This window comes from Microcystis sp. M049S2, assembly GCF_020245625.1.
GTDB lineage: Bacteria > Cyanobacteriota > Cyanobacteriia > Cyanobacteriales > Microcystaceae > Microcystis > Microcystis ichthyoblabe_A.
Window position 1 is genome coordinate 1 of sequence record NZ_JADBUN010000234.1, and the last position, 5,935, is coordinate 5,935.

Annotated in this window: 10 protein-coding genes and 2 pseudogenes; 7 read left to right on the forward strand and 5 right to left on the reverse strand. The window is 41.2% G+C overall.

The features are described 5' to 3' along the window. Positions 1-137: 137 nt before the first annotated feature. The 7 genes and pseudogenes from IM496_RS18875 to IM496_RS18905 all read left to right on the forward strand — a co-directional run. Positions 138-356, forward strand: a pseudogene (locus IM496_RS18875) (IS1 family transposase); the annotation flags it as partial. 61 nt (positions 357-417) lie between these two features. Further along, positions 418-546: pseudogene (locus IM496_RS18880) on the forward strand (IS1 family transposase); the annotation flags it as partial. A gap of 798 nt (positions 547-1,344) precedes the next feature. Next, complete coding sequence (gene bchM, locus IM496_RS18885) at positions 1,345-2,037, forward strand: magnesium protoporphyrin IX methyltransferase (RefSeq protein WP_002782147.1); 693 nt, start codon at positions 1,345-1,347, stop codon at positions 2,035-2,037. 3 nt (positions 2,038-2,040) lie between these two features. After that, positions 2,041-2,808, forward strand: a complete 768-nt coding sequence (gene panB / locus IM496_RS18890; RefSeq protein ID WP_002734057.1) for a 3-methyl-2-oxobutanoate hydroxymethyltransferase — start codon at positions 2,041-2,043, stop codon at positions 2,806-2,808. Beyond that, positions 2,801-3,295, forward strand: a complete 495-nt coding sequence (gene msrA, locus IM496_RS18895) for a peptide-methionine (S)-S-oxide reductase MsrA (protein WP_110579684.1) — start codon at positions 2,801-2,803, stop codon at positions 3,293-3,295. The genes panB and msrA overlap by 8 nt, the downstream gene beginning before the upstream one ends. A gap of 51 nt (positions 3,296-3,346) precedes the next feature. Next, positions 3,347-3,655, forward strand: coding sequence for a carbon dioxide-concentrating mechanism protein CcmK (locus IM496_RS18900; protein WP_002782143.1), 309 nt, complete (start codon positions 3,347-3,349; stop codon positions 3,653-3,655). A gap of 104 nt (positions 3,656-3,759) precedes the next feature. Beyond that, positions 3,760-4,107, forward strand: a complete 348-nt coding sequence (locus IM496_RS18905) for a carbon dioxide-concentrating mechanism protein CcmK (protein WP_002733188.1) — start codon at positions 3,760-3,762, stop codon at positions 4,105-4,107. A 67-nt stretch (positions 4,108-4,174) separates the two neighbouring features. On the opposite strand, the gene IM496_RS18910 is transcribed toward IM496_RS18905, so the two are convergent. The 5 genes from IM496_RS18910 to IM496_RS18930 form a co-directional block, all read right to left on the reverse strand. Beyond that, positions 4,175-4,564 carry an element excision factor XisH family protein gene (locus tag IM496_RS18910; RefSeq protein WP_194013813.1) on the reverse strand — a complete coding sequence of 130 codons (390 nt, stop codon included), beginning with the start codon at positions 4,562-4,564 and terminating at the stop codon, positions 4,175-4,177. A gap of 289 nt (positions 4,565-4,853) precedes the next feature. Further along, the gene (locus IM496_RS18915; RefSeq protein ID WP_002767949.1) at positions 4,854-5,138 is read right to left on the reverse strand and encodes a DUF2442 domain-containing protein; all 285 of its coding nucleotides are present in this window, start codon (positions 5,136-5,138) and stop codon (positions 4,854-4,856) included. Between the two features lie 3 nt (positions 5,139-5,141). Continuing rightward, on the reverse strand, positions 5,142-5,402 hold the full coding sequence (locus IM496_RS18920; protein ID WP_194013815.1) for a DUF4160 domain-containing protein: 261 nt from the start codon (positions 5,400-5,402) through the stop codon (positions 5,142-5,144). A gap of 29 nt (positions 5,403-5,431) precedes the next feature. Then, complete coding sequence (locus IM496_RS18925) at positions 5,432-5,626, reverse strand: type II toxin-antitoxin system HicB family antitoxin (protein ID WP_194013817.1); 195 nt, start codon at positions 5,624-5,626, stop codon at positions 5,432-5,434. Positions 5,627-5,673: 47 nt separating this feature from the next. Next, a complete protein-coding gene (locus IM496_RS18930) occupies positions 5,674-5,889 on the reverse strand; it encodes a DUF2283 domain-containing protein (RefSeq protein ID WP_194013818.1) in 216 nt (71 codons plus the stop codon). Positions 5,890-5,935: the final 46 nt, after the last annotated feature.

The following is a 5,935-nucleotide window of genomic DNA, read 5'->3' on the forward strand; positions in this document are numbered from 1 at the left end:
GACCTCTTGCAAAAGTCTTAAGTCGATCCTTGTACAGCAACATTTTTGAAGATTATCAACTACTAATAAATAATTAACTGAAAGTCCCTCCCATTATTGTTTCTATCGTTTGTTTTCGGATTTATGCAAGAGGTCTAGTGTATCCAATATTTATCCCTGATGGGGATCAGATTGTTAGCAAAACTTATATGACAAGGGTAGAGGGAGAAAATACAAGATTACGTCATTACTTAGCCCGTCTTCATCGTAAGACTCTCTGCTATTCAAAATGTGTCAAAATGTTAGAAAATTCCCTACCGCTTCTAATTCATTACCTTAAGTTTAAGGATGTTCCAGTTCCCTACACTTTTGCTTGATTCATCTTTACATCTGACAACGCAGCTTTTTTTGCTTAATCCCATAGGTAGCAACTTAGGTTACTTAGCGCGTCTTCATCGTCAGACTCTCTGCTATTCAAAATGTGTCAAAATGTTAGAAAATTCCCTACCGCTTCTAATTCATTACCTTAAGTTTAAGGATGTTCCAGTTCCCTACACTTTTGCTTGATTCATCTTTACACCTGACAACGCCAAATTTTTTCTAGTAATTCAGGCTTTGGGAAACAACGGAACCAGGTTAGGGAATCTCAATCAATTTTTTTTATGTATTCTAGGCTTAAACTGATCATATAACTGGACTTCCCCCGTATAAACATAATAGCTATGGCTAAAAGTCTTACAGAGCCTGAGTTCAAGCAATATAATACTAATAGACTACTGGACACAAAATACTGAAGTCCTTACGCTGATAGGGTTTGAGGCAAAAATTTTCAAATTTGACCTTTCGACTATTATAGCTTGTTTCGGGGCAGAAAACCATCAAAAACATGGCTACAGAGGGAATCGCTGACTCTAGAGATTAATGACACAATCTGTTACAATCTGGTTAGCGATCACTATACAGCCAACTCTACGGAATCGCTCTACTCCAGATACAGTCAACGGTACAGCCATTTTCAAGGGGAAAATGTACACAGTAGCGTCTTGTCAATTTTTTCTGAGAAGCCCCATGCAGTAAGGGTTTCGTTGATTTTTTAGTATTTCTGTATGGGGGAAGTCCAGATATAAGTTTAAAACCCTCACCTTATATTTGATCGCCATTAAGCTATGGTTTTCTTTCTTCGATCAGCCTAACATTACCTCAAGGATTTTGGTTAAAAAATTTACAAATCTTTGACAATGCTTGGCAGCACGGGGAAACAAAATAATACTTATGTTCTAACTGCGACCCTGAATGATTCAGTCGGAAAACTGGCTTTCACGGTAGGATAAACTAATAACCATCTCCGCTCGTTTAGATTTCGTTATGACCAACACATTAGACGATAAAGCCATAGTCAAGGACTATTTTAACGCCACAGGATTCGATCGCTGGCGCCGGATTTATGGGGATGGCGAAGTTAACAAAGTACAAAAAGATATTCGCATCGGTCATCAACAGACGATCGATACCGTTATCGGTTGGTTAGAAAGTGATGACAATTTACCCAATCTCTCGATCTGTGATGCCGGTTGTGGAGTCGGTAGTCTTAGTATTCCCCTCGCCAAAGCAGGCGCAACTATTTTCGCCAGTGATATTTCCGAGAAAATGGTGACAGAAGCCAAGGAAAGAGCGGCCAAAGAGTTAGCAGATACCAGTAAACTCACCTTTGCCGTTCAAGATTTAGAAGCATTAACCGGCCAATATCACACGGTCATCTGTCTGGATGTTCTCATTCACTATCCCACAGAAGAAGCATTAGGCATGATTAAACACTTGGGAACCCTAGCTCAATCCCGTTTAATCCTCAGTTTTGCTCCTAAAACCTGTTTATTAACCATTCTCAAGAAAATTGGTCAATTTTTCCCCGGTCCGAGTAAAACCACTCGCGCTTATCAACACAAGGAAAAAACTATTATCGCCGCTCTCAACGAAAATGGCTTTAAAATTGAACGGACGAGTATGACTAGCACTCGTTTCTATTTTTCCCGTATCCTCGAAGCTGTCCGCAGTGAATAAATAATGGCAGTCACCACCAGCAAATTAATCGAGTGGAAACAGCAAAAACGCGCGATTGTTACCCTCACAGCTTGGGATTATCCGATCGCGCGACTGCTCGATCGGGCAGGAATTGATATTATCTTGGTAGGTGATTCCTTAGCTATGACTGCTTTGGGCTATCCTACCACTTTACCGATCACCCTAGAGGCGATGATTCACCATGCAGCGGCCGTGTCTCGTGGGGTAAAACAAGCTTTAGTTGTCTGTGATTTGCCTTTTCTCAGCTATCAGGAAAGTGTCAGTCAGGCAATTCACTCCGCCGGAAGGATGTTAAAGGAAGCGGGAGTACAAGGGGTAAAATTAGAGGGGGGTTATCCCGCTATGATCGAGACGATTAGCCGTTTAACCGAGATAGGCATCCCTGTTATGGGTCATATCGGATTAACTCCCCAGTCGGTGCATCGCTTAGGATACCGTCAGCAGGGAAAAACCCCATCGGATGCACAAAGACTAATCGAGGAAGCTTTAGCCTTGGAGAAAGCGGGAGTATTTGCCCTGGTTTTGGAACATATTCCCGCCAATTTAGCCGCTACTATTACCGATAAATTGACTATCCCGACGATTGGTATCGGTGCGGGGGAAGATTGTGATGGTCAGGTGTTGGTAACGGCGGATATCCTAGGATTAACCGAAAAAGCTCCCCCTTTTGCCAAAGTTTATGCTAATTTAAGCGAAACAATTACAAAAGCAGTTGTAGAATTTGCCAAGGATGTGAGGAGAAATGAATAACGGCGAAAAAGCTACCTTTGGGGCCGGCTGTTTTTGGAAAACCGAGGACGCATTTCGGCGTTTATCGGGGGTTTTAGCCACTTCCGTGGGTTATATGGGGGGACATTTCCCCAATCCTAGTTATCTCGATGTGTTATCACGAATTACCGGCCATGCGGAAGTGGCACAAATTGCCTATAATCCCCAAGAAATAAGCTATGAGGCGTTATTAGCCGTTTTTTGGTCAATCCATGATCCGACTCAGTTAAATCGCCAGGGACCGGACCGGGGAGAACAATATCGATCGATTATTTTTTATCACACCCCGGAACAAAAGTTAATCGCCACTGCTTCCAAGCGTCAACTACAACTATCGGGAAAGTTTCAGCAAGATATCGTTACTTTGATCGAACCCGCAGGAGATTATTATCTGGCCGATCAGTCCCATCAACAGTATTTAGAGAAAAAACAGGCTCGATCGGTCGGGGATTTGCAGAAGAAAATATAAAGACAGGTTCGGGGTATAATGTAAAGTTGCTTTCGCAGGAGATCAGGAAAAATGCCCGAGGCGGTCGGAGTCATTCAAACGTTGGGTTTTCCCCCCGTTTTAGCGGCGGCGGATGCCATGGTTAAAGGGGGACGAGTCACCCTAGTTTATTTTGATCTAGCGGAAAGGGGCGAATTTTTGGTGGCGATTCGCGGTCCGATTTCCGAGGTTAAACCAGCAGTAGAGGCAGGATTAGCGGCGGCGATGACCGCTTTTGGTGGCAATGTGGTCAGTCATTACATCGTACCGAATCCTCCAGAAAATGTACTGGCGGTTTTACCAGTGCAGCATACGGCTAAGTCAGACCGTTTTCGCAGTTAATTTCCCTAGCGATTGGCCCCAAACTAGACTATAGTTAAAGACTGGAAAATAGATTGGATTCTATCAATTGAACTTATCTGATTTTTGTTATTAGGAGTTAATTTATGACAGCCCAACCCGCGGTGGGATCGATCGAGACAAAAGGTTTCCCCGGTATTCTAGCGGCCGCCGATGCGATGGTAAAAGCAGGACGGATCACGATTGTTGGCTATTTAAGGGCAGGAAGCGCCCGTTTTACCCTCAATATTCGTGGGGATGTACAGGAGGTAAAAACCGCTATGGCTGCCGGCATTGAAGCCGTCAATAAAACCGAGGGGGCAGCTTTAGAAACCTGGGTAATTATTCCCCGTCCTCATGATAACGTGGTGGCTATTTTACCGATCGATTATAGCGAGGCAGTGGAACCTTTTCGCGCCGCCGCCGACGGTGCGATGGCACCAATCCGTCGTTAATATTCAAGGTCAATTTTTTGTTACCGGTTGGAACTTGTCTAGTTCCAACTTAGTTTTTAATGATGATTTAAGTTTTAGTCAGAAAACCAAATTTGATAATTGCTGCAACAGTTGCACCGATAACAGTGACTATCAAAGCCCATATTTGAGCCGTTGCCCTTTCTTTCAAGTCTTTGAGTTGGGAAACTTCGGCCTCTATTTGTTGACGTTTGATGATTTTTTCATAAAGAACATATTTGCCCAGCGCATTTTTTAAGTCTTCGACTTCCGATGTCCCGATAAAGCTTTTAATTTCATAGGATTCATTGGCAACAGCTAACCATCCTTTGATCGCATCTTTTAAGTTATGAGTGACTTCTTCTAGGCTATCACCTTCCGTGATGCAACCTGGAAGGGCTGGAACTTCTGCCCAATAACGGCCTTCTTCGGCAGGATGAATAATCGCTTTAATTTTCATAGCTGACTTGGGTTATCAAGAGTTTCTAATCTTCTTCTAATATAGCCTGAATTTTTGCTAATCGTTAGTTAATAGAAGTTATCCAAGAAACGGGACCCGCTATCACGTCAAGGGTTTCGTTATTGTCAAACATTTCTAGGAGATAACCTGCTTCTGGTTGTTGTTTGTTAGGAGGTGATAATTCTAGAATCGTCCCTTAATCGCCTTTTAAAAGATTGTGTTGAACTCTAAATATAGAACTTTCGTATCTTGAAAGTAGGTGATTTTTATGGCTTAAAATTCCTGTACTTTAAATAAGTTGTAAGTCATCTTTTTCTAAGTCATTAAGAGATTGATTCGTGATGAGAGAATAAAGAACATCGGGGTCTAAATCAGCCCCATTTTCCCAATAAATTGTCCCCCAATCAGGATTAATTTTGACGGTTTTAAAAAAATCTAAGTCTTTTAGCGGTTGAAAAATGCCAACAAACTCGATAATTTCTTCAAGATTAATAATCCCCTCTTGATTATCTTCAAATTTAAGATAAAGTTGATAATTATTTAGAGGTTTCACTTCAATAATATCTTTTAGCATGGTTTATTCTAATGGTAGGATTGGTCGTAAAGGTTCATTAAGTCTAGCAAGTTGCCAATTTTCCTTTAATTCTTGTTGATGAATAGCAGCCCATTCAATTACTAAACCAAGAATCCTTGGAGACAATTGACCTTGTAAAATAGTAAGATTTTTAATGTCAATAATCGCCTTTTGTTGATTATAGCGAACATGAAAATGAGCAGGTGTATGGTCGTTATAGTACATAGTGATAATAATTCCTAAAAAACGACTAATTTCTGGCATTGCGAATTTAAGATTATCTATAATTTGTGTTAAGTGGTGATAACAAGCTGATCTTCTGTTTCCAATTCTAATAGGATGGGAATTAAGTCTTTGGCAATATCAATGACGGCATCTATTGTATCAGCGTCAGCGACAAGTCCTTGTATATCGGGACTGGTGGCGACATAGTAATCTTGGCCGTTTTCTTGAAAGCGTTCAATGGTGAGGTTAATTTGGTTTTGCATGGGGAATCCATAGGGTTTATAGAATCATTTTGTTATGAAAAATCTTCTCAACTTGAAGCCAATTGAGGTGCGACAATAGTTTCGAGGGAAAAAGCATTCAGATCCGTTAAGCTTTTGGCGTGTTCCAAGGTGATTGCACAAATATTCCCCTGCTGATCAAGATCAACTAAGGTATTTTCATTGATTTCTTGAGTCTCGACAATGGGATTGTTATTGAACTCTAGGTATAGAGTATCCGTATCTTGAAAGTAGGTGATTTTCATGGCTGACTTGGGTTATCAATAGTTTCTAATCTTCTTCTAATAGTGA

Bases quoted from the DNA above. Each gene is read 5' to 3' on its own strand.
- IM496_RS18905 (WP_002733188.1), top strand. From the start codon at position 3,760: ATGACAGCCCAACCCGCGGTGGGATCGATCGAGACAAAAGGTTTCCCC.
- msrA (WP_110579684.1), top strand. From the start codon at position 2,801: ATGAATAACGGCGAAAAAGCTACCTTTGGGGCCGGCTGTTTTTGGAAA.
- IM496_RS18915 (WP_002767949.1), bottom strand. From the start codon at position 5,138: ATGCTAAAAGATATTATTGAAGTGAAACCTCTAAATAATTATCAACTT.
- panB (WP_002734057.1), top strand. From the start codon at position 2,041: ATGGCAGTCACCACCAGCAAATTAATCGAGTGGAAACAGCAAAAACGC.
- IM496_RS18930 (WP_194013818.1), bottom strand. From the start codon at position 5,889: ATGAAAATCACCTACTTTCAAGATACGGATACTCTATACCTAGAGTTC.
- IM496_RS18925 (WP_194013817.1), bottom strand. From the start codon at position 5,626: ATGCAAAACCAAATTAACCTCACCATTGAACGCTTTCAAGAAAACGGC.
- IM496_RS18900 (WP_002782143.1), top strand. From the start codon at position 3,347: ATGCCCGAGGCGGTCGGAGTCATTCAAACGTTGGGTTTTCCCCCCGTT.
- bchM (WP_002782147.1), top strand. From the start codon at position 1,345: ATGACCAACACATTAGACGATAAAGCCATAGTCAAGGACTATTTTAAC.
- IM496_RS18920 (WP_194013815.1), bottom strand. From the start codon at position 5,402: ATGCCAGAAATTAGTCGTTTTTTAGGAATTATTATCACTATGTACTAT.
- IM496_RS18910 (WP_194013813.1), bottom strand. From the start codon at position 4,564: ATGAAAATTAAAGCGATTATTCATCCTGCCGAAGAAGGCCGTTATTGG.